The 21096-nt window shown below is 65.5% G+C and carries 19 protein-coding genes; 15 read left to right on the top strand and 4 right to left on the bottom strand.

The annotated features are described in order from the left end of the window. Positions 1–11: 11 nt before the first annotated feature. Positions 12–1250 (bottom strand): MFS transporter, encoded by a 1239-nt coding sequence (locus JQ580_RS11395; protein WP_212280133.1) that lies wholly within the window; start codon positions 1248–1250, stop codon positions 12–14. 139 nt (positions 1251–1389) lie between these two features. Further along, positions 1390–2637 (bottom strand): MFS transporter, encoded by a 1248-nt coding sequence (locus tag JQ580_RS11390; protein WP_212280132.1) that lies wholly within the window; start codon positions 2635–2637, stop codon positions 1390–1392. Positions 2638–2835: 198 nt separating this feature from the next. On the opposite strand from JQ580_RS11390, the gene JQ580_RS11385 reads away from it, so the two are divergent. After that, a complete protein-coding gene (locus tag JQ580_RS11385) occupies positions 2836–4905 on the top strand; it encodes a prolyl oligopeptidase family serine peptidase (protein WP_212280131.1) in 2070 nt (689 codons plus the stop codon). Positions 4906–5084: 179 nt separating this feature from the next. Here JQ580_RS11385 and JQ580_RS11380 read toward each other — a convergent pair whose 3' ends face one another. Beyond that, positions 5085–5756 (bottom strand): DUF938 domain-containing protein, encoded by a 672-nt coding sequence (locus JQ580_RS11380; RefSeq protein WP_212280130.1) that lies wholly within the window; start codon positions 5754–5756, stop codon positions 5085–5087. Between the two features lie 237 nt (positions 5757–5993). On the opposite strand from JQ580_RS11380, the gene soxX reads away from it, so the two are divergent. From soxX to JQ580_RS11325, 11 genes are all read left to right on the top strand, one after another. After that, complete coding sequence (gene soxX, locus JQ580_RS11375; RefSeq protein WP_212280129.1) at positions 5994–6350, top strand: sulfur oxidation c-type cytochrome SoxX; 357 nt, start codon at positions 5994–5996, stop codon at positions 6348–6350. A gap of 24 nt (positions 6351–6374) precedes the next feature. Next, complete coding sequence (soxY, locus tag JQ580_RS11370) at positions 6375–6860, top strand: thiosulfate oxidation carrier protein SoxY (RefSeq protein WP_212280128.1); 486 nt, start codon at positions 6375–6377, stop codon at positions 6858–6860. Positions 6861–6873: 13 nt separating this feature from the next. Continuing rightward, positions 6874–7185, top strand: a complete 312-nt coding sequence (gene soxZ / locus JQ580_RS11365; protein WP_094976288.1) for a thiosulfate oxidation carrier complex protein SoxZ — start codon at positions 6874–6876, stop codon at positions 7183–7185. Beyond that, positions 7185–8048: a sulfur oxidation c-type cytochrome SoxA gene (soxA, locus tag JQ580_RS11360; RefSeq protein ID WP_212280127.1), complete on the top strand. Its 864-nt coding sequence runs from the start codon at positions 7185–7187 to the stop codon at positions 8046–8048. The genes soxZ and soxA overlap by 1 nt, the downstream gene beginning before the upstream one ends. Next, entirely contained in the window at positions 8045–8350 is a 306-nt protein-coding gene (locus JQ580_RS11355; protein ID WP_212280126.1) for a hypothetical protein, read from the top strand. Before soxA ends, JQ580_RS11355 begins: the two co-directional genes overlap by 4 nt. A gap of 54 nt (positions 8351–8404) precedes the next feature. Then, positions 8405–10156 carry a thiosulfohydrolase SoxB gene (soxB, locus tag JQ580_RS11350; RefSeq protein ID WP_212280125.1) on the top strand — a complete coding sequence of 584 codons (1752 nt, stop codon included), beginning with the start codon at positions 8405–8407 and terminating at the stop codon, positions 10154–10156. After that, positions 10153–10611, top strand: coding sequence for a DsrE family protein (locus JQ580_RS11345; protein ID WP_212280124.1), 459 nt, complete (start codon positions 10153–10155; stop codon positions 10609–10611). Before soxB ends, JQ580_RS11345 begins: the two co-directional genes overlap by 4 nt. A gap of 323 nt (positions 10612–10934) precedes the next feature. Beyond that, the gene (locus JQ580_RS11340; RefSeq protein ID WP_212280241.1) at positions 10935–11972 is read left to right on the top strand and encodes an MBL fold metallo-hydrolase; all 1038 of its coding nucleotides are present in this window, start codon (positions 10935–10937) and stop codon (positions 11970–11972) included. 79 nt (positions 11973–12051) lie between these two features. Beyond that, the gene (locus JQ580_RS11335) at positions 12052–12219 is read left to right on the top strand and encodes a hypothetical protein (RefSeq protein WP_212280123.1); all 168 of its coding nucleotides are present in this window, start codon (positions 12052–12054) and stop codon (positions 12217–12219) included. Between the two features lie 119 nt (positions 12220–12338). Continuing rightward, on the top strand, positions 12339–13556 hold the full coding sequence (locus tag JQ580_RS11330) for an MFS transporter (protein ID WP_212280122.1): 1218 nt from the start codon (positions 12339–12341) through the stop codon (positions 13554–13556). Positions 13557–13635: 79 nt separating this feature from the next. Continuing rightward, positions 13636–15351: an N-acyl-D-amino-acid deacylase family protein gene (locus JQ580_RS11325; RefSeq protein ID WP_212280121.1), complete on the top strand. Its 1716-nt coding sequence runs from the start codon at positions 13636–13638 to the stop codon at positions 15349–15351. A gap of 54 nt (positions 15352–15405) precedes the next feature. On the opposite strand, the gene JQ580_RS11320 is transcribed toward JQ580_RS11325, so the two are convergent. Beyond that, positions 15406–16740, bottom strand: a complete 1335-nt coding sequence (locus tag JQ580_RS11320; RefSeq protein WP_212280120.1) for an MFS transporter — start codon at positions 16738–16740, stop codon at positions 15406–15408. A gap of 155 nt (positions 16741–16895) precedes the next feature. Between JQ580_RS11320 and JQ580_RS11315 the strand changes: the two genes are divergently transcribed. Genes JQ580_RS11315 through JQ580_RS11305 form a run of 3 tightly spaced genes read left to right on the top strand, consistent with a single transcriptional unit; the run spans position 16896 to position 21080 of the window. Next, positions 16896–17549 carry an ABC transporter ATP-binding protein gene (locus tag JQ580_RS11315; protein WP_212280119.1) on the top strand — a complete coding sequence of 218 codons (654 nt, stop codon included), beginning with the start codon at positions 16896–16898 and terminating at the stop codon, positions 17547–17549. Then, positions 17546–20008 carry an ABC transporter permease gene (locus JQ580_RS11310; protein WP_212280118.1) on the top strand — a complete coding sequence of 821 codons (2463 nt, stop codon included), beginning with the start codon at positions 17546–17548 and terminating at the stop codon, positions 20006–20008. The genes JQ580_RS11315 and JQ580_RS11310 overlap by 4 nt, the downstream gene beginning before the upstream one ends. Beyond that, entirely contained in the window at positions 19998–21080 is a 1083-nt protein-coding gene (locus JQ580_RS11305) for a lipocalin-like domain-containing protein (RefSeq protein WP_212280117.1), read from the top strand. Before JQ580_RS11310 ends, JQ580_RS11305 begins: the two co-directional genes overlap by 11 nt. Positions 21081–21096 lie beyond the last annotated feature (16 nt).

The following is a 21096-nucleotide window of genomic DNA, read 5'->3' as shown; positions in this document are numbered from 1 at the left end:
CAGCCGCGGATTCAGGCTGCCTTCGCCCGCGGCGTTCCCCGCACCATGATCAGCGCGGCTGCCGCCACCTCCAGTGCGATGCAGAGATAGAACGGCAGCGCGTAGCCGCCGGACCAGTCGCGCAGGGCCCCGACGACACCCGGGCCGAACGCATAGGTCACCTGGTTGATCGCGGTGTTCAGGCTGATCAGCACGCCGAAGGCGGCGGAGTCGAATTCCCGCTGCACGATCAGCGAGGGCAGCGTGATGAGATTGCCGACCGAGAAGCCGAACAATGCGCAGGCCGCGATCAGCACATAGTCGTTGTGCAGGTTGATGACGACCAGAAGCGCTGCAGCCTGGCTCAGGAACGACAGCGCCGACGCCAGCCGCTGGTTGAGGCGGTCGATCACCAGCGAGAACAGCACGCGGCCGACCACGGCCATCGCGGTCAGCACCGCGACGGCAACCGCGGCGCGTTCGCGGCCGATCACGGGATCGAGGAACGAGATCAGGTGCACGATGAAGCCGACCTGCGCGAACAGCACCAGCGCGAACGCGATCGTCACCGTGAGGAATCCGACGTCGCGCAGCGCCCAGGCGCGGATCTGCGTCGACGATTGCGGCTGCGCCTTCGCCGCCGCGTGCCGGCCGTGGTGGTCGGGCGGCCGGCCGACCACCAGAAGGATCACCGGCAGCAGCAGCACCAGCATGGCGCCGGCGGCGGCATACATCGCGCCGGCAAAGCCGACATGGCCGATCAGGGTCACCAGCAGCGGCACGCCGACGATGCCGCCGAAACTGGCGCCGTTCAACGCCAGGCTGATCGCCATGCCGCGCTTGTGGTCGAACCACAGGCTGATCGTATTGGTGATCATGGCGAGGCTGGTGCCGGCCCAGCCGAAGGCGAGCACGGCATCGGCGAGGTAAAGCTGCCAGGGCTCGCGCACCGCGCCGATCGCGACGCTGGCTGCCGCCATCGCCAGCGTGCCGGCAACCAGGCAGAGGCGCGGGCCGTATCGCCTCACCGCCTCGCCGACGAACACGACGAGCAACGCGCCGAACAGATAGAAGAACGTGGTGCCTGACGAGATCAGCGTGGTCGGCCAGCCCCGCGCACGCTGCAGCTCGGCGACGTAGACGCTCTGGCCGTAGAAGCCGAGCCCCCAGCCGAAGGTCGCGAGAAGGAAGCAGACCGCGACGATGCGCCAGCCCTCGTAGCGGAGTGAGGCTTCGTCGACAGGCGCGGTGGCGTGGGGATTGTCGAGCATTTGCGCTGGTCCTTTATTCCCCCGCGAGCGCATTGCGTCACGCTCGTCTGGTGATGACGAGCATCATGTAACAACCGCGTCCCCGAAATTCACTTCGACCTGGATCGAAGTATCAACGCTGCTGACAATCTCCTGACACTCAGATCGCGTCCGGGAACTCACCCATCGCCGTGTCCAGCCGCGCCTTGCGGCGGCGGGCCAAGGAGACCAGCGAGAGCACGACAAGGCCGAGGATCACCGGCGGGAATACCACCAGATTCACTGCCGACCATCCGTAGCTGGCGAGCAATTGCCCGGAGGAGAACGAGCCGATCGCCATCATGCCGAACACCAGGAAATCGTTAAAGGCCTGCACCTTGTTGCGCTCCTGCGGGCGGTGCGTCTCCAGCACCAGCGCGGAGGCGCCGATGAAGGAGAAATTCCAGCCGACGCCGAGCACGATCAGCGTGGCCCAGAAGTGCATCGCGGTGATGCCGGAGAGGCCGATGCCGGCGGCGCCGGCCTCCAGCAGCAGGCCGGCGGCGACGACTTTCTGCGCGCCGAAGCGGGCGATCAGCGAGCCGGTGAAGAAGCTCGGCCCGTACATCGCAACGATGTGCCATTGAATGCCGAAATTGGAATCGGAGACCGACAGGCCGCACATCTTCATGGCGAGCGGCGCCGAGGTCATCACCAGGTTCATCATCGGATACGAGATGATGCCGCACAGCGCCGCGGCGACGAAGCGCGGCTGGGTCACGATGGTGAGCAGCGGCCGGCCACCATGCAGATCGGCCGGCGCGGGCTTGGGCATGTCGACGCCGGCGACGATGCCCATTGCGATCAGTGCGACAGCGGCCTGGACCAGGAAGCTGAAGGCGAACAGATAGGGCGGCCAGACGTCCATGGTCCATTGCACGAGCTGCGGACCGAGCACGCCGGCGAACACGCCGCCCGCCATCACCCAGGACACCGCCTTGGGCCGGTAGGCCGCGCTGGCGCCGTCCGCGGCAGCAAAGCGATAGGATTGCGCCACGGAGCCATAGAGGCCGCCGAGGAAGGTCGCGATGCAGAACAGCGCGAACGAGCCGTGCAGGATCGCGAACGAGCCGAGCAGGCCGGTGAGGGTGCCGAGGCCGGTGCCGACGACAAAGGCCGCGCGGCGGCCGAAGCGGCGCGAAATCGCGCCGGTCGGCAGCGTGCCGGCCGCAAGCCCCAACACGTACATCGAGAGCGGCACTGTCGCGAGCGACATGTCAGGTGCAAGCGTCGCGCCGACGATCGAACCGGTGGCGAAGATCACCGCCGAGTTGGCGCCGGTCAGCGCCTGGGCCGCGGCCAGACGCACCACGTTGGCGCGCGCCCGGACGTCGTCGGAAATCTCGTGGGTCGAGGTCACGTCAAGCATCGGCATTTCCGCCCCAACGGGCTCACAGGTTCTTGTTTGATTCGCGGCACTATGGAGGGGTGCGGAAGGGCGGGCAACCGGCGCAAACGGGCGCAGGCCATGCCTCTGACGCAATCGGTGCGATGATAGCGGGCCGCGCCCTTGACGGCTTGCGTTCGATCAAATCCTATCCGCCGCCAATTTTTCGGAGTTTCGTTCATGACCGTCGACGCCAGGCCCACGCTCAGCGCTCCCGACGACGATCCCTTTCTGTGGCTGGAGGAGATCGAGGGCACGCAGGCGCTCGATTTCGTCGAGCGGCAGAATCAACTGACGCTCACGGCGTTCGGCGGCAAGGCCTTCGAGCGCGACCGCGAGGTCCTCGCCTCGATCTACGATCGCCCCGACAACATTCCCTATGTCAGCCGGCGCGGCACCGACCTGCACAACCTCTGGAAGGACGCCGCCAACCCGCGCGGGCTGTGGCGGCGGACCACGCTGACGGAGTTTCGCAAAGCTACGCCTGCGTGGGAGACCATGCTGGATATCGACAAGCTCGCAGCGCGCGAGGGCGAGGATTGGCTGCTGAGCGGGATCGCCACGACGCCGGGAAACCCGCGCGCCATCCTGAGCCTGTCGCGCGGCGGCAGCGACGCCGTGACGTTGCGGGAATTCGACCTCGCCACAAAGAGTTTCGTGGCGGACGGCTTTACGCTGCCGGAAGCCAAGGGCGGCGCGGACTGGCTCGATGCCGATACGCTGTTGCTGTCGAGCGCCCATGGCGAGGGCATGGTGACGAGCTCCGGCTATGCACGGACAGTTCGGCTGTGGCGGCGCGGCCAGCCGGTCGATCAGGCCGAGGTGATCATCGAGACCACCTCCGATCGCATGACGATCTATGGCAGCGCCGACGACACCGGACCTGAACCGCGGGTCTGGATCGTCGAGCAGATCGACTTCTTCAATCACGCGGTCTGGCTGCGCGATGCGGCGGGTCAAATGACGAAACTCGATCTGCCGACCGGGATCTGGCTGCAGGCCCATGGCGACTGGTTCGCGATGAAACTGCGCAAGGACTGGTCCGTGCAGGGACAGACCTACGCCGCCGACACCGTGCTCGGCATCTCGCTGTCGGCGTTCCTCAACGGCAGCCGCGATTTTTCGGTGCTGTTCGAGCCGGCGCCGCGGCGCGCCTTGCAAGGCCTGTTCTGGGCGGCAGGCAAGCTCGTGCTGTCGATCCTCGACGAGCTGCGCCCGCGTTTCGAGATCTGCACGCCATCCGCCGCCGGCTGGAGCCGCTCGGTGCTTCCCGGCCTGCCCGAGATCGGCGTCGTCGATGTCTGGCCGCTGGATCGTCATCCCGGTGAGAGCAACGGCGATCTGCTCGCCAATGTGCAGGATCCGCTAACCCCGCCGTCGCTGCTGTTGCTCGAACGCGGCGTCGCGAGCCCGGTCGTGTTGAAGCAGGCGCCGAAGACGTTCACCGCCGACGGGCTCGTGGTGACGCAGCACGAAGCGATCTCTGTCGACGGCGAGCGTATTCCCTATGTCCAGACCGGCCCGCGAGGCGAGGCCGGCGATGCGCCGGTCTATATGAGCGCCTATGGCGGCTTCGGACATTCGGTGAAGCCGTATTACAATTCCTCGCTGGGCAAGCTGTGGCTGGAGCGCGGCGGCACCATCGTGCAAGCCAATTTGCGCGGCGGCGGCGAGTTCGGCACGCGCTGGCACGACGCCGGCCGGCTCGCCGGCAAGAAACTCTCGCATGATGATTTCGCTGCCGTCGCCGCCGATCTCGTCCGCCGCGGCGTGACGAGCGCAAGACGGATCGCGGCCCAGGGCGGATCGAACGGCGGCATTCTCATCACCAACATGCTGGTGCGCTATCCCGAGCGCTTCGGCGCGCTGTTCTGCACCATCCCGCTGATCGACATGCGCCGCTACACCAAGCTGCTCGCGGGCGCGAGCTGGATCGCGGAATATGGCGACCCCGACAAGGCGGAAGAGTGGGAGTGGCTGAAGACCTACTCGGCCTATCACAACGTGAAGGCCGGCCAGACCTATCCGCCGATCCTGATCGCCACAACACGGCGTGACGACCGCGTGCATCCCGGCCACGCCCGCAAGATGGCGGCGAAGCTGCAGGCCATGGGCTACGAGGCCTGGTTCTACGAGCCGGAAGCCGGCGGCCACGGCTACGGCAAGGACAACAAGGAGCGCGCCGGCTTCGAGGTGCTCGGCTATCGGTTCTTGAAGGAGAAGATCGGGTGGCGGGACGAAGCGGCGTGATTGTCGCTTGGTTTTGCCAAGCACGAGCCCAACAGGCGGTGCACCTCGCCCGCTTGCGGGAGAGGTCGGCGCCAAGCGCCGGATGAGGGTTCTCTCCTCTTGGGGACTATCCCGTTGTTGAGACACCCTCTCCCCACCCTTCCCCCCGCAAGCGTGGAGGGAGCGCACCGACTCCGGTGCTACCGCTCAAACACCAGCGTCAGATTGTTGGCGGGCATGTCGATGGCATCGACGAGGCGAAGACCTGCGCCGCGCGCGAGTGTCTCGACATCGCTGATGTCGCGCACGCCCCAATCTGGATTGCCTTCTCGCAAGGAGGTGTCGAACACCGCATTGCTGAGCGCGGTGTGCTTGCCGTCGCGCTTGAACGGGCCGTAGAGGAACAGCTTGCCGTCGGGTCGCAGGTAGCGACCGGCGCCGGCGAACAGACCCTCGGCCACCGCCCAGGGCGCAATGTGGATGACGTTGGCGCAGAACACGGCCGCAAGGCCCGTCGGCGCCTGCCCGCTCTTCATCTCCTGACACCAGCCGGGATCGGTGAGATCGATCCGCAGCGGGCTGCGGATGTTCGGCAGGCCCGCATGGACGCGCCACGCTTCGATGCTCTTGAGGTGGCGCTGGTTGAGGTCGCTGGGCCACCAGATCAGGCCGGGCGTATGGCGGGCGAAATGGACCACGTGCTGGCCTGTTCCACTGCCGAGCTCGACCACGTCTCCGGTCGTCCCGGTCAGGTGCTTTTCCAGCACCGTCCATAGCGGCTCGTGATTGCGATGAAATGCCGGAGCATCGAGCCGCCCATCCGGCTCGACCCGTCCGCCGTCCCTGCCAAATTCGACGACATATTCAGCCAAGTGAGTCCCCAATGAATGTGAAACGGAAATGCCGGCCAGAAGGGCCAAACGCCCTGGAATAATTTGCTAGTACCGCCCCGTTAGATGAACGAACCTATCTCAACAGTTGCAATGCGGAGGATATTAACTCCATTTTGCCGCATGCATAGTCTTGATTGTCAGGCGATGCCCTTTGTGCTTTGGAAACGCTTATATTTCCGCAAACGAGATCATCGACATACCGCTCGGGACGATGCCTTGACCGCCTTTCCCTGCAAGCTTGCCGTCCTGGTGACGCTGATCCTCTCAGCCGGCGCGGCGATGCCTCCGGCGCGGGCACAATCCGCTGTCGCCGACGGTGAGAGGCTCGCTTTCGATCGCGGCAAGGGCAATTGCCTGACCTGCCACGTCATCAAGGGCGGTGACCTGCCGGGAACGATCGGGCCGGAGCTGAAGGACCTCAAGACCAAATATCCTGATCGCAGCGAACTCACCGCGATCATCTTCGACGAGACCAAGCGCAACCCGCAGACCATGATGCCGCCGTTCGGCCGGAACCGGATTTTGACCGAACAGGAGATCAGCGCGATCGTTGATTTCCTGCAAACACTGTAACGGCCGGCTGCCCAGGAGATTGAGATGACCACGACCAGCGGCCCGCTTGCAACAAGGCGCCTGATCCTTCAGGGCGCGGCCTCCGTCGCCCTGCTCGGCCTCGGCAATCTGCCGTTCGCGCCCGCGCATGCCGCAGCCAACGACAAATATCCGGAAGAGGCCTTCAAGCAGAAAAACGAGGCCGACGCGATCAAGGCGCTCTATGGCAGGAACGCCGAGCCCTCCGACAAGGTCAAGCTGGATGCGCCCGAGATCGCCGAGAATGGCGGCGTGGTCCCGGTGTCGGTGACGACGACTCTCGACAAGGTGAGCTCGATCTCGTTCTTCGTGGCCGAGAACCCCTTCGCGCTTGCCGCAACCTACAAGTTTGCCGAGGGCACCATTCCGGGGGTCGCCAACCGGCTGAAAATGGCCAAGACCACCAAACTGGTCGCCATCGTCGAGGCTGACGGCAAGCTCTACAGCGCGACCAAGGAAGTGAAGGTCACCGTCGGCGGCTGCGGCGGCTAGGAGGATCGGTCCGATGGCATCAAGCATTCGCGTGCGCGCAACGTCCAATGGCGACATCACCGAGGTGCAGGCGCTGATTCAGCATCCCATGGATACCGGCCTGGTCAAGGATCCCAAGGGCGAGGTGATCCCGGCACACTACATCCAGCAACTGACATTCGAATGTAACGGCAAGGACGTCTTCGTCGCCGATTGGGGCACCGCGGTCTCCAAGGACCCCTATGTCAAGTTCAGCTTCAAGGGCGCCAAGAAAGGCGACGACCTCAAGATCTCCTGGACCGACAACAAGGGTGCGTCGGATACGACCACCGCGAAGATCGCGTAATGAAGACCCGATCTGCCCTGCTGCTTGGCTCGCTCAGTGCCGCACTCGTTGCATTCGCCCTCACCTCGCCGCGGGTCGTTGCGGCGGACAAGGTCGATCCGGCTGCCGACGCCAAGGCGTTCCAGAACTTCTTCTTCCAGAAATTTCCTGAGGTGAAGCACGAGGACTTCGTCAACGGGCCGTATTCCATGAACGCGGACATGAAGCGGCAGTGGCAGGAGAAGGAAGAATTCCCGCCTTACGAATTCGCGCTCGATGCCGGCAAGGAGATGTTCGCCACCCCGTTCAAGAACGGCAAGACCTATGCCGATTGCTTCCCCAATGGCGGCGTCGGCATCCGCCAGACCTATCCCTACTTCGACGAGAAGGAAGGCAAGGTCGTCACGCTGGAGCTCGCGCTCAACCGCTGCCGCGAGGCCAATGGCGAACAGCCCTATTCCTACGTCAAGGACGAGATGGCCTCGCTCACCGCCTACATGGCCTTCACCTCGCGCGGCAAGCCGATGGACATCAGGATTCCCGACGATCCGCGCGCACTTGCGGCGTTCGAGAACGGCAAGCGCTATTTCTACACCCGCCGCGGCCAGATGAACTTCTCCTGTGCCAGCTGCCATGTGCAGAGCCCGGGCGAGCGCATCCGCGCCGAGGTCCTGGCGCCGGCGCTCGGCATTCTCAACGCGATGCCGATCTACCGATCCGAATGGAGCGGCATGGGCACGATCAGCCGCCGCTTCGTCACCTGCAACAGCCAGACCCGCGCGGTTCCGCTGGAGCCGCAGTCGGATGAATACCGCGACGTCGAATATTTCCTGTCTTATGTCGCCAACGGCCTGCCGATATCCGGACCGGGAGCGCGGCCATGAAGCGGTCACTTCCCCTCGCCATGCTGCTGGCCTTGAGCCTCGCGCCGGCGGCGCGCGCGGCAAATGAAGCGGATTACAAGGCGGCCTATGCCACCGCCGAAGCCGCATCGAAGGAGGCTGCCGGCTTGCGCAACCAGTGGACCACCACCGTCACGACGCTGGCCGCGGCCAGGAAGGCGGCGGACGGCGGCGATTTCGACCGCGCCACGGCCGCCGCCAGGGAGGCCGAGGCGCTGGCCAAGGCGTCGATCTTCCAGGCGAACTCCGAAAAAGACGCCTGGAAGGCCATGGAAATCCGCTAGACTGGTCTTAAGTGGAGCAGTCTTGCGAGCGTTGAGGGCGCGGAGAATTTTTGGATGGCGATCCGCCGCCGTGATTTCCTGAAGAGCGCGGGTCTTGCCGCTGCATCGCTCGGTCTGCCGCGGCTTGCGCGGGGCACCGAGACGGCGAGCATCTACGACCTCGAGCGGTTCGGCAACGCGCGGATCCTGCACATCACGGACACCCATGCGCAGCTCAACCCGGTGTACTTCCGCGAGCCCAGCATCAATATCGGCATCGGTGAGATGGACGGGCGGCCGCCGCATCTGGTCGGCCGCGCCTTCCTCGACCGGTTCGGCATCCGCCCCGACAGCGCCGATGCCTATGCCTTCACCTGTCTCGAGTTCGACAAGTCCGCGGGCCGCTTCGGCAAGCTCGGCGGCTTCGCCCATTTGAAGACGCTGGTCGATCGCTTGCGCGGCGAGGTCGGCGAGAAGCGTTCGCTGCTGGTCGACGGCGGCGATCTCTGGCAGGGCACCGGGCTTGCCAATGTCATGCAGGGCCGCGACATGGTCGAGGTCGCCAATCTGCTCGGCATCGAAGCGATGACCGGACATTGGGAATTCACCTATGGCGAGCAGGTGCTGCGCGACAATCTCGAGCGCTTCAAGGGCGAGTTCCTGGCGCAGAACGTGTTCCTGACCGAGGAAGCCGCGTTCAACGACGTCCCCGCCTTCGACAAGGCGACCGGGCGCGTGTTCAAGCCCTCCGTCATCAAGGAGATCGGCGGCCATCGGATCGCGATCGTTGGCCAGGCCTTCCCTTATGTGCCGATCGCGCATCCCAAGCGGTTCACACCGGACTGGACTTTCGGCATTCGCGAGGAAGAGCTCCAAAAGCATGTCGATGCCTTGCGCGGCACCGACAAGGTCGATGCCGTCGTCCTGCTGTCGCACAACGGCATGGACGTCGACCTCAAGCTCGCAAGCCGCGTCACCGGCATCGACGTCATCCTTGGCGGCCATACCCATGACGCCGTGCCGCAGCCTATGCCAGTGAAGAACGCCGCCGGCACCACGCTCGTCACCAATGCCGGCTCCAACGGAAAATTCCTCGCCGTGCTCGACCTTGCGATCGACAAGGGCAAGGTCGGCGACGTTCGTTATCATCTGCTGCCGGTCTATTCCGAGCTGCTGAAGCCCGATCCCGCCATGGCCGAGCTGATCGGCCGGCTGCGCGCGCCGCACGTCACCGACTGGTCGGAGAAGATCGCAACGCCCGACCGCCTGCTCTATCGCCGCGGCAATTTCTCCGGGCCGGTCGACGAGCTGATCTGCACCGCGCTGCGCACCGAGCTCGATGCCGAGATCGCGCTGTCGCCGGGGTTCCGCTGGGGCATTACCGCTCTGTCAGGCCAGCCGCTGACCATGGAGGATCTGCTGGCGGAGACCGCGATCACCTATCCCGAGACCTACGTGCAGGAGATGACGGGCGCCCAGATCAAGGACGTGCTGGAAGACGTCTGCGACAACCTCTTCAATGCCGACCCCTATTACCAGCAGGGCGGCGACATGGTGCGCGCCGGCGGGCTCAGCTACACCTGCGCGCCGACGGGCTCGATCGGCGGCCGCATCTCGGAGTTGAAGCTCAATAGCGGAAAGGCGCTCAGCGCCAACCACCGCTACAAGGTCGCAGGCTGGGCTTCGGTCAACGGGCAGCAGGGCGCGCCGGTGTGGGACGTCGTCGGCAAATATCTGCGCTCGGGCCGGATGTTTCAGGAGCGGCTCGGCTCCGGCGTGACGCTGAGAGGCGTCGAGAACAATCCGGGCATTGTGGGACAGGGATGAGGCGGGCGCGGATCTCATTTGCGCTGATGCTGGCACTGCTGGTCGGAGCCGCCATCGCACCCGCTTCGGCGCAGCAGGTGCCGCTTCAGGACAAGCCGTTCGCGGAGCACAAAATCGTGCTGCAGCTCTCCGACGGCGATACGAAGAAGCAGGCCCTGGTGCTGAGCGTCGCCAACAATCTTCTGAAGGCCTACGACCCCGACAAGATCGCGATCGAAGTGGTGACGTTCGGGCCCGGCATCGACCTCCTGCTGTCCGGCAGCGAGCGTCGCAAGCAGGTCGAGAGCCTGATCGCGCAGGGCGTGCGGTTCGACATCTGCCTCAACACGGTCGATACGATCGAGCGCGAGACCGGCAAGCGGCCGGAGTTCATCCCCGCCGCCACACCGGTGCAGGTCGGCGTCGGGCAGATCCTGTTCCTGGCGGAGAATGGGTATACGGTGGTGCGGCCGTAGGGCCGCCGGAGTGCCCAGCGCGTCCCTGCAACATATGCGGTGTCATCGCCGCGAAGGCGGGCGGTCCAGGGCTCCGTGACCGCCGGTGGATGAATTGAGAAGCCGCGGCGTGCTGGATTCCCTGCCTTCGCGGGGATCGACAGCGGTGGTGGGCGTGCCGCCTTTGCGTCGCTGACTGCTCCGGAGCCTTGATGGCTATCGGGCCCCCGGCGCGACGCACAATAAAAATCTTCCAAATTGTGCTCATTACACAGTGAATTGCTTCTCTTTGTGGCCGCCAGCGTAGTAGAATCCTCGAAACCAGTTCCATGCCGGGTCCTGCCATGATCTTCCGCCAACTCTTCGACAGCGTTTCAGGTACCTACAGCTACTTGCTTGCCAGCCGCCCCGGCGGCGAGGCGCTGATCCTCGATCCCGTGCTGGAGAAGGTCGATCGCTACTGCCAATTGCTGCGCGAGCTCGACCTCAAGCTGGTCAAGGCGGTCGACACGCATCTGCATGCCGACCACGTCACCGGCCTCGGTGAGTTGCGCGACCGCACCCATTGCATGACCGTGATGGGCGACCAGACCAAGGCCGATGTGGTGGCGATGCGGGTCGCCGATGGCGACAAGGTGACGATCGAGGGCCTGTCGCTCGACGTGATGTACACGCCCGGCCACACTGACGATTCCTATTCCTATCTGATGGGCGATCGCGTCTTCACCGGCGACACGCTCCTGATCCGCGGCACCGGCCGCACCGATTTCCAGAACGGTTCTTCGCGCGCGCAGTACGATTCGATCTTCAACCGGCTGCTCAAGCTGCCTGACGAGACGATGGTGTTTCCGGCGCATGACTATAAGGGCGACACCGTTTCCACCATCGGCGAGGAGAAGCGCTTCAACCCGCGGCTCCAGGTGCGCTCGGTCGACGAATATATCGAGTTGATGGCTAACCTGAAATTGCCCAACCCGAAGATGATGGACGTGGCGGTGCCCGCCAACATGCATGTCGGCCTGCATCAGGAGGAGTTGGAAAAGGAAGGCCGCGCGCTCAGCGCGGTCGAGGCGATCCGCGTGCTCGGCCGGCCCGACATGCTGCTGGTCGATCTGCGCGAGACCAATGAGCGGATGAAGCACGGCATGCTGGAGGGCGCGCTGCATGCGCCCTATCCGTCCATCGAGGAGAGCCTCAAGCCCGGCGGCATGCTGCGCGAGGTCGCCGCCGCCACCGGCCGCCGCGTCGTGTTCTTCTGCGCGTTCGGCGAGCGCTCGGCGATGGCGGTGGCTGCCGCCAAGGCGGCCGGCCTGTCCAACACCGCCCACATCGCCGGCGGCGTGGACGCCTGGAAGAAGGCGGGCGGCCCGCTGGTGCATTGAGGGCCTGCTTGCGGCAGGTCAGAAACCGCACATATCTTCCGGATAGGATCGGATGCAGCATCACCATCCGGGACCAGCCATGACCAAGATCTGCAAGCCAAGCGAGCCGTCTGGGATCGCCGAGAAGAAGCCGGCGGAAAGCAAGACGAACACACCTCCGCCGCCTCGCGATGACGACGACTACGAGGACGGCGACATGGCAACGCCCAAGCGCGACCGCTATGGCCCGGATGACGAGCCGTTGTGAGCGGCCCACGCCGGGATCGCCCCCCACCCGCACTAGCTGCCATGCGCCTGCGTTCATGGACAAATAACCGCTCTCCCCGATAGTTTGCGCGCCTTCCAGGGAGTGAAACCGAAACTGCAATGGTCGATATTCTCGCCGCACCGCAGCAAGGCAAGGCGGACAGCGCGCTGCGCACGCTGACCGGAATCTCGATCGCGCATTGGGTCAGCCATTTCCATCTGCTGGTCCTGCCGATGCTGTTCCCGTTCCTCAAGGACAGGCTCGGCGTCGGTTATGTCGAGCTCGGCTTCTCGCTGACCACGCTTGCCGTCGTCTCCGGCCTGACGCAGGCCCCGACCGGCTACCTCGTCGACCATTTCGGTGCGCGCAAGATCCTGCTGATCGGGCTGATGCTCGGCGGCTGCGCGCTGATCCTGCTCGGCCTGCATGTGAGCTACGCTTCGCTGATCGCCTGCGCCGTGCTGCTCGGGCTCGCCAACAGCGTTTATCACCCCGCCGATTACGCAATCCTGGCCGAGCACATGGACGAGGCGCGGATGGGCCGCGCCTTCTCGATCCACACCTTTGCCGGCTATCTCGGCGGCGCGGTGACGCCGGCGGTCATCGCCGCGCTCGTCATCGTGTCGGGCGGGGTCGGTGCGCTGATCGCATCCGGCGCCATTGCCATTCTGGTGGCGCTGCTGCTGGTGGCGATCGGCATCCCCGAAGCCGGCGCCCACAAGACGAAACCGGGCCACGAGAACGCGCCGAAGCAGGCCGTCGTCACCCCGGCGCTGATCACGCTGACGGCCCTGTTCATGCTGCTCAGCCTGTCGGTGGCCGGCATCAACAATTTCGGCGTGGTGGCGCTGATGAGCGGCTACGGCACCTCCTACTCGATCGCCAATGTCGCGCTGACCGCGTTCCTCGGCGCCAGCGCCGCCGGAGTGCTGGCCGGCGGTTTCCTCGCCGATCACACCGAACGCCATGGCTATGTCGCTGCGGCCTGCTTTGCCGCGAACGCGGCGATCGTTCTCTTGATCGCGCTGGTGACGCTGCCGGGCTGGGCCTTGACCGCAACCATGACCGCTGCAGGCTTCCTCTCCGGCGTGATCGCCCCCTCGCGCGACATGCTGGTGCGCAATGCCGCGCCGGCAGGCGCCGCGGGACGCGCCTTCGGCATCGTCTCCACCGGCTTCAATCTCGGCGGCATCGTCTCGCCGCTGCTGTTCGGCTGGATCATGGACCAGAGCGCGCCACACTGGGTGTTCGGCGCGTCGGTGATCTTCATGCTGGCGACGGTGGTGCTGTCGCCGTTCACGGAACGGACGCCGGCCAAGGCTGCCACGCAACCCTGAGCGCACTACCCCGCGGTTGACACCGCGACCGCGTACCCGAAAATGCGCTCAAGCAAAACAATCATCGGGAAGAAGCACCATGAGCAATCCTGACCTCGTGATCCGTGGCGGCACCGTTGCGGACGGCAGCGGCGGCGAGCTGTTCGAGGCTGATGTCGCCATCACCGGCGGAAAGGTCACCGAGGTCGGCAAGATCTCGGCCAAGGGCCGCGAGGAAATCGACGCGCGCGGCAAGCTCGTGACGCCGGGTTTCGTCGACGTGCACACCCACTATGACGGCCAGGTCACCTGGAGCCAGGATATCACGCCGTCCTCGCAGAACGGCGTCACCACCGCGATCATGGGCAATTGCGGTGTCGGCTTTGCGCCGTGCAAGCTAGCCGACCACACAAGGCTGATCCAGCTGATGGAAGGCGTCGAGGACATTCCCGAGCCTGTCCTGAGCGCCGGCATTCCCTGGGCCTGGGAGAGCTTTCCGGACTACATGAACTGGCTCGCGAAGCGCGATTTCGACATCGATGTCGGCGCACAGCTCCCGCATGCGGCGCTGCGGGTCTATGTCATGGGCGAGCGCGGCGCGCGCCGCGATCCCTCGACTGCCGAGGACAATGCCGCGATGGCGAAGCTGGCGGGCGAAGCGGTCCGCTCCGGCGCGCTCGGCTTCTCGACGTCGCGCACGCTCAACCACCGCACCTCGACCGGCGATTTCACGCCGACACTGAAGGCTGGCGAGGACGAACTCACCGCCATTGCAGGCGCGATGCACAGCCAGGGCCGCAGCGTGCTGCAATTCGTGCTCGACCTCTCCACCATCCACGAAGATTTGCCAATGATGTTGCGGGTGGCGGATGCCACCAAATGCCCGATCTCTTTCTCGATCACGCAGAACGACAAGGCGCCAAACCGCTGGCGCCAGACGCTCGACGAGATCAACGCGGCCGCCAAACGCGGCCTCTCCATCACCGCGCAGATCGCGGCGCGCCCCGTCGGCCTCCTGCTTGGGCTCGAGCTGTCGCGCAACCCGTTCCAGACCCATCCGAGCTACAAGGCAATCGCGCACCTGCCGTTGCAGGAGCGGCTGGCGAAGCTGCATCAACCGGAGGTGCGCAAGGCGATCCTGAGCGAGAATGCGACGGCCACCGACGATCCGCTGTTCTTCCGGCCCAACTACGACAAGATGTTCCTGCTCGGCGATCCCCCCGACTACGAGCAGCCGCCGGAGAACGCGCTGGGGCCGCAGGCACGCAAGCAGGGCCGCCAGCCGGAGGAACTCGCTTACGACGCCATGCTGTCGGACGACGGCAAGGGCATGCTCTATGTGCCGTTCCTGAACTACTCAGATGGCAATCTCGATGCGACGCGCGAGATGCTGACGGATCCGCAATCGGTGCCGGGCCTGTCCGATGGCGGCGCGCATTGCGGCATCATCTGCGATGCCAGCTTCCCGACCTATCTGCTGACGCACTGGACGCGCGACCGCAGGCGCGGCGAGAAACTGTCGATCCCGTTCGTGGTCGCGGCGCAGTCGCGCAAGACCGCGCTCTCGGTCGGCCTCACCGATCGCGGGCTGATTGCTCCGGGCTACAAGGCCGACGTCAATGTGATCGACTATGACCGGCTGCACCTGCATCCGCCGAAAGTGCACTACGATCTGCCGGTCGGCGGGCGACGGCTGCTGCAGGACGTCGACGGCTATGATGCGACCATCGTCTCGGGCGTGGTGACGCGGCGGCACGGCGAGGCGACAGGACAGCGGCCGGGCAAGCTGATCCGCGGGGCCCAGGGAATGAATTAGGCGAGGCCGTCGCTTACCCTTCCCGGAGGGAGAGGGTAAGAAAGGCGCCCGCCCCTATGTCGGCGACACCGCGCTCTTCAGCGCCGGGCCTTGCGCAGTCATACCACGCGTCAGCCTGGCCTTTTCCGTGTTCGGCCACAGCAGCAGCAGGCCGAGCACGCCGGAGCCGACCATGATCACGGCATTGATGGTGAAGCCGGTCATGTAGCCGTCGATCGTGCTGCCGGCACGCTGGATCATCGCTCCCATCACCGCCGGCGCGATGATTCCGGCCAGCGTGTAGAGCGCGCCGTAGATCGCGAGGACGGCGCCACGCTGCGACGTCGGCGTGAACTCGCCGAGCATCGGGGGGCAGACCACGTAGATCGCCCCGCACAGGCCCGAGCCGACCACGAGCAGCGCGATCTGCAGGCCCGCGCCCTGGACATGCGGCATCATCGCCAAGATCAGGCCGCCGAGCACCAGCGGCACCGAACCGAGCACGCCGCGCGCCACGCGGGTGTTGTAGCCGCGGGCCATCATCACCTGCGATATCCAGCCGGTGAGAATGACGATGGTGGCACCGAACACCCAGGGCAGGATCGAGATGAAGCCGGCCTGGCTCTGCGAGAACCCGAGACCCTTGACGATGAACGGCGTGAACCAGGTCAGGCCGAGCGACAGCGCCCAATAGGCACCGAAGGTCGCGGCGACACAGCCGATGAAGGTGCGCGAGGTGAGAAGCTGCAGGTAAGGGATCTTCTGCTCGGTCGCGGCCAGGACCTGCGTGTCCTCCAGAGGCCCTTCCTTGCCGAGCGCAAGCCAGGCACAGACCCAGATCAGGCCGACGACGCCGAGCGCGCCGAAGGCGTAATGCCAGGAGTGATTGACGATGACCCAGTTCAGCGCCGGCACCGCCAGAATCACGCCGAAAGCCGAGCCCTGCGACAGGATCGCGGTCGGCAGCGTGCGCTTCTCGTCGGGGAACCATTTGTAGATCGCGTGTGCCGCGACCGAGAAGGCCGGGCCTTCACCGGCGCCCAGTACGATGCGGCAGATCAACAGAGTGGTGAAGGAGACCGTGCCGACCATCGGAAACTGCGCCAGCGCCCAGATCACCGCGAGCACCAACAGCACCCAGCGCGTCGGCACCTTGTTGACGATGAAGCCGACCACGATGGCGGCGATCGAGAACAGGAAGAAGAACGAGGAGCCGAGCAGGCCGAACTGCTCCGGGCTGAGCTTCAGATCGGTCATGATCGGCACGCCGGCGAGACCGACGACGATCTTGTCCGCAAAGTTCACAACCATGAAGAGAAAGAGGAGAAACGTGACGGTCCAGGCGCCCTTCGGCGTTGCCTTGGTCCCGATTGCCTTGCCGGCCATCTCCGTCGTTCGCTCAACGCTCATGATCCTCCCCCATCGCTGTCTTTTTTGATTTTTGGCACTTTTTTGATTTGGCCGTTTTGGGAGCTAACAACGGCTTCGAGACCAACGCAACCCGGCATTTCCGCAGCAAGTGTGCTACGCAGCAATTCCGCTAATTCCGCCCGGCGCCATTCATCGTGTTGAACATCAAGAATCTCTCCAAGACCTATTCCTCGGCCGGCGAGCCGGTGCATGTGCTGCGCGGCGTCGATCTCGACCTCAGAGCCGGCGAGCGCGTCGCGCTGACCGGCGAGTCCGGCAGCGGCAAGAGCACATTGCTGCATTTGATCGCTGGGTTGGACGCCGCCGATGGCGGCACGATCCGGCTGGAAGATATCGAGGTTACCGCACTGTCCGATGCAGGGCGCGCCCGCTTGCGGCGCAACCGGATCGGGCTGGTTTTCCAGCAATTCAACCTGATCCCGAGCCTGTCGGTCGCGGACAATCTGGCCTTTCAGGCGCGGATCGCCGAGCGTCACGATGCGGCCTGGACCAAGGAACTGGTCGAGCGGCTCGGGCTCGGCACTCTCTTGAAGCGCTATCCCGAGCAATTGTCCGGCGGGCAGCAGCAACGGGTCGCGATCGGCCGCGCGCTGGCGATAAAGCCATCGCTGCTGCTGGCGGACGAGCCGACCGGCAATCTCGACGAGGCCACCGCCGAAAACGTGCTGGCGCTGACGCGCGACCTCGTCACGCGCACCGGCTGCGGCTTCCTGATGGTGACCCATAGCCTGCATCTGGCAGCGACGCTCGACCGCCATCTCACTTTGCATGCGGGGCGAATCGCATGAGACGCGCGCTGTGGGTGCTCGCGGTGCTGCTCAGCCATTGGCGGCGTCACAAGATGCAGTTCGCGACGCTTCTGGTCGGGCTGATCGCGGCGACGGCGCTGTGGAGCGGTGTGCAGGCCATCAACCAGCAGGCCCGCACCGCCTACGACCGCGCTGCGGCGACCTTCGGTGGCGCACGCACCGCGATGCTGGTCGCGCCTGATGCGGCGACCTTTCCGCAAGAGTTGTACGTGAAACTCCGCCGCGCCGGCTGGCCGGTTTCGCCGACGCTGGAGGGCCGCGTCCAGGTCAACGGCCGCTCGCTGCGGCTGCTCGGCATCGAGCCGGTGACGCTGCCGGTCGAAATCGGCAACGCACCGCGGCTCGGCGCCTCCGATTTGAGCAGCTTCGTGGCCCCGCCGGGCCAGACATTGGTGGCACCCGAGACGCTGAGCGACCTGCAAGAAGCCGAAGGCGCGTCGGTTCCGATCAGCAACGGCGCAAAGCTGCCGCCTCTGCGCGTGCTGCCGCATCTCGCGCCCGGCGTGCTGGTGGTCGACATCGGCGTGGCGCAGCGTCTGCTGAACAAACCGGATCAGGTTTCGCGGCTTCTGATCGGCCAGCCGAAGAGCAAGCCCGCGGCGCTCGCCAGCGTCGTCGGAGACCAGTTGCAGCGGGTCGAGCCGACCGCGGAGACCGAACTGGAGCGCCTCACCGACAGTTTTCATCTCAACCTCACGGCGTTCGGCCTGTTGTCGTTCTTCGTCGGCCTGTTCATTGTCAATTCCGCCGTCGGCCTCGCCTTCGAGCAGCGGCTGCCGATGCTGCGCACCTTGCGCGCCTGCGGCGCCTCGGCGCGGCTGGTCAACACCGTCCTTGTGGTGGAGCTCGTCGCGCTAGCGCTGGTCGCAGGCCTGATCGGGCTCGTCTGCGGCTATTTCATCGCGGCCGTGTTGCTGTCCGACGTCGCAGCGTCGCTGCGCGGACTCTATGGCGCACAGATCCCGGGGCAGCTCAGCTTGCGACCCGAATGGTGGTTCGCCGGCATCGGCATCAGCATTGCCGGCGCGCTCGTTGCGGCGACGACCAGCCTGATCAAGGCGATCAGGATGCCGGTGCTGACGACGGCGCAGCCGCGCGCCTGGCAACAGCGGCAGCGCCGCTGGCTGGTCCTGCAGAGTCTTGCCGCCTGTGCCGTGTTCGCCGTCGGGCTGCTGCTGCTTGGCTATGGCCAATCGCTGATCGCGGGCTTCGGCTTGCTGGCGGCCCTGATGCTCGGTGCGGCGCTGATCCTGCCGGCCCTCCTCGAACTTCTCCTGCTCGCAGGACAACGCGCTGCGCGGCGACCGCTTGCGCTGTGGTTCTGGGCGGACAGCCGGCAGCAACTCTCCGGACTGTCGCTGGCGCTGATGGCGCTGCTGCTTGCCCTCGCCGTCAATGTCGGGGTCTCCACCATGGTGGAGACGTTCAGCCGGACCTTTCTTGGCTGGCTCGACGGGCGGCTCGCAGCCGACGTCTACATCAACGCCTCCGACAATGGGCAAGGTGTTGCGATCCGCAACTGGCTGAAAGAGCGCAGCGACGTGCAGGCGGTCCTGTCGGGCGGCCGCGCCGACACGCAGGTTCAGGGCCAGCCGGTGGAGTTGCTCGGCCTGCCCGATCACGCGCTATATCGCGAGCGCTGGCCGCTGCTGGAGGCCGCGCCGCAGGCCTGGACCCGGCTCGTGCCGGGCAATGCCGCCTTCATCAGCGAGCAGCTCAGCCGCCGTCTCAACGTCCGCATCGGCGACGTCATCGAGGTGCCGGCGCCGGGCGGGAATTGGGAGCTCGACATCGTCGGCATCTACGCCGATTACGGGAACCCAAAGGGCCAGCTGACCGTCAATGTCGCCGCGCTGATCCGGCAGTTTCCGCAGACACCGCAGACGCGGATCGGGCTGATCGTCGCCAAGGAGAACATCCCGGGCCTGATCGGGGCGTTGCAGAAACAGTTCGCGCTCGACGATCGAAGCGTTGCCGACCAGGCGACGGTGAAGGCCGAATCGATCCGCATCTTCAACCGTACCTTTGCTGTCACGTCTGCGTTGAATGCCTTTACGCTCGGTGTCGCCGGGATCGCGCTGTTCACGAGCCTGCTGACGCTGGCGAATTCCCGCCTGCCACAGCTTGCGCCGCTATGGGCGATCGGCATCACGCGGCCGCACCTTGCCGCGATCGAATTGACCAAGACGCTGTCGGTAGCGCTGTTCACGGCGCTGCTCGCGGTGCCGCTCGGCCTCTTGGTGGCGTGGTGCCTGATCGCGATCGTGAACGTGAAGGCGTTCGGCTGGCGGCTGCCATTTCATATTTTCCCGCTGCAACTGGTCGAGCTGGTCGCGGTGGCGCTGGTCGCGTCGATGCTTGCGGCGCTGTTGCCGGTGATACGGCTGGCGCGGATGCAGCCGGCCAACCTCGTCAAGGTATTTGCCAATGAGCGTTGATCGGATCTCACGCCGGGCCTTCGCCGGCGGCATCGCTGCGCTTGCTCTCGCGCGGCAGGCCGGTGCGCAGGGCTACGCGGGGCTGGGTGAGAAGGCGGATGGCTTTGCGAAGGTGACTCCGGGGAAGCTGTTTGCCTTTCCCGGCGATCACGGGCCGCATCCGGAGTTTCGTATCGAGTGGTGGTATCTGACGGCAAACCTCGTTGATTTCAGCGGCGCGGCTTGCGGCCTGCAATGGACGCTGTTTCGTCAGGCGGCGCAGCCGGGCCCGCAAGGCGAGGGCTGGGCCAATCAGCAGGTCTGGATGGCGCATGCCGCCGTGACGCGGGCCGACACCCACCGTTTCACCGAGGTGTTTTCACGCGGCGGCGTGGGCCAGGCCGGCGTCACGGCCAAGCCGTTCGATGCCTGGATCGACGACTGGGAGCTGAAGGGTTTTGACAGCACCGACGATCGCACATTGGCGCCGCTGGCGCTGAAGGCGTCCAGTACCGATTTCAGCTACGCGCTGACGCTGGAGGCCGATCGTCCCGTCGTGCTGCAGGGCGACCGCGGCTACAGCCGCAAGTCGGAGCGCGGCCAGGCGTCCTATTACTACAGCCAGCCGTTCTACCGCGCCCGCGGCACGCTCACCATCGACGACAAGCCGGTCGATGTCTCGGGCCAGGCCTGGATGGACCGAGAATGGAGCAGCCAGCCGCTCGATGCCGACCAGACCGGCTGGGACTGGCTGTCGCTGCATCTCGCGTCCGGCGACAAGCTGATGCTGTATCGTTTGCGGCAGAAGGACGGGCGGGATTATCCGTTCGGCAACTGGATCAGCGCTGCCGGCGAGACCCAGATGATCGCGGGCGGGGACATTCAAATGGTCCCGAAGGCGACGGCGGAGGTCGCCGGACGCAAGCTGCCGGTGGAATGGCAGATCGCGATCCCGTCGCGATCGCTCTCGATCCTGTGCAAGCCGCTCAATCCAAAAGCCTGGATGGGGACCGGCTTCTCCTACTGGGAGGGGCCGCTCAGCTTTGCCGGGACGCATGACGGCGTTGGCTATCTCGAGCTGACCGGCTATTGAAGCCGCGACCTCTTCA

It is taken from the genome of Bradyrhizobium sp. SZCCT0148 (assembly GCF_018129985.1).
In the GTDB taxonomy this organism is placed as follows: Bacteria; Pseudomonadota; Alphaproteobacteria; order Rhizobiales; family Xanthobacteraceae; genus Bradyrhizobium; species Bradyrhizobium japonicum_H.
The sequence above is the reverse complement of the archived record's forward strand: the minus strand, read 5'-3'. Positions and strand labels throughout refer to the sequence as shown.

Excerpts from the sequence above, each read along its gene's own strand:
- JQ580_RS11395 (WP_212280133.1), bottom strand. The coding sequence starts at position 1,250 with ATGCTCGACAATCCCCACGCCACCGCGCCTGTCGACGAAGCCTCACTC.
- JQ580_RS11390 (WP_212280132.1), bottom strand. The coding sequence starts at position 2,637 with ATGCTTGACGTGACCTCGACCCACGAGATTTCCGACGACGTCCGGGCG.
- JQ580_RS11385 (WP_212280131.1), top strand. The coding sequence starts at position 2,836 with ATGACCGTCGACGCCAGGCCCACGCTCAGCGCTCCCGACGACGATCCC.
- soxY (WP_212280128.1), top strand. The coding sequence starts at position 6,375 with ATGACCACGACCAGCGGCCCGCTTGCAACAAGGCGCCTGATCCTTCAG.
- soxZ (WP_094976288.1), top strand. The coding sequence starts at position 6,874 with ATGGCATCAAGCATTCGCGTGCGCGCAACGTCCAATGGCGACATCACC.
- soxA (WP_212280127.1), top strand. The coding sequence starts at position 7,185 with ATGAAGACCCGATCTGCCCTGCTGCTTGGCTCGCTCAGTGCCGCACTC.
- JQ580_RS11355 (WP_212280126.1), top strand. The coding sequence starts at position 8,045 with ATGAAGCGGTCACTTCCCCTCGCCATGCTGCTGGCCTTGAGCCTCGCG.
- soxB (WP_212280125.1), top strand. The coding sequence starts at position 8,405 with ATGGCGATCCGCCGCCGTGATTTCCTGAAGAGCGCGGGTCTTGCCGCT.
- JQ580_RS11345 (WP_212280124.1), top strand. The coding sequence starts at position 10,153 with ATGAGGCGGGCGCGGATCTCATTTGCGCTGATGCTGGCACTGCTGGTC.
- JQ580_RS11340 (WP_212280241.1), top strand. The coding sequence starts at position 10,935 with ATGATCTTCCGCCAACTCTTCGACAGCGTTTCAGGTACCTACAGCTAC.
- JQ580_RS11335 (WP_212280123.1), top strand. The coding sequence starts at position 12,052 with ATGACCAAGATCTGCAAGCCAAGCGAGCCGTCTGGGATCGCCGAGAAG.
- JQ580_RS11330 (WP_212280122.1), top strand. The coding sequence starts at position 12,339 with ATGGTCGATATTCTCGCCGCACCGCAGCAAGGCAAGGCGGACAGCGCG.
- JQ580_RS11325 (WP_212280121.1), top strand. The coding sequence starts at position 13,636 with ATGAGCAATCCTGACCTCGTGATCCGTGGCGGCACCGTTGCGGACGGC.
- JQ580_RS11320 (WP_212280120.1), bottom strand. The coding sequence starts at position 16,740 with ATGAGCGTTGAGCGAACGACGGAGATGGCCGGCAAGGCAATCGGGACC.
- JQ580_RS11310 (WP_212280118.1), top strand. The coding sequence starts at position 17,546 with ATGAGACGCGCGCTGTGGGTGCTCGCGGTGCTGCTCAGCCATTGGCGG.
- JQ580_RS11305 (WP_212280117.1), top strand. The coding sequence starts at position 19,998 with ATGAGCGTTGATCGGATCTCACGCCGGGCCTTCGCCGGCGGCATCGCT.